At 62.7% G+C, this 509-nt stretch carries 1 protein-coding gene; it reads left to right on the forward strand.

Annotated elements, in window-relative coordinates; genetic code table 11:
* Positions 1 to 509, forward strand: a 509-nt coding sequence (locus TQ39_RS19915) for a uroporphyrinogen decarboxylase family protein (RefSeq protein WP_276325267.1), incomplete at both ends; no start/stop codon positions are given.

Genomic DNA, 509 nt, shown 5'->3' on the forward strand with positions numbered 1-509 from the left:
GCGCTGGAGACCGAAAGCGTGATGACGCTGCTGGACCGGCGCATGAAGGCCGAGCTTGCCATGTTCGAACGCGCGCTGGACAAATGCAGGGACTATGTTGATTTTATCTGGACAGGCGAAGACCTGGGCACGCAGCGCGCGCCGCTCATCAGTCTGGATATGTTCCGTGCCCAGATCCGCCCGCGCCACCAGCCGCTCATCGACCTGGCCTCCAGCTACGGCAAGCCGGTGATGATCCACTGCTGCGGCAGCTCCAGCTGGGCGTTTGAGGATTTCATCGAAATGGGCATCCGGGCGGTCGATACGCTGCAGCCGGAAGCCGCGGACATGGACCCCGCCTGTCTTGCACGGAAATACGGCGGCAGACTGGCGTTCCACGGGTGCATTTCTACGGCAAAGCTGGCCGTGATGACGCCCGAAGCGGTGGCACAGAACGTGGCGGAGACGCTGGAGACGATGATGCCGCACCACGGCTACTGCCTTGCGCCCACGCATTATCTGCAGGACAA

It is taken from the genome of Ruthenibacterium lactatiformans (assembly GCF_000949455.1).
GTDB lineage: Bacteria > Bacillota > Clostridia > Oscillospirales > Ruminococcaceae > Ruthenibacterium > Ruthenibacterium lactatiformans.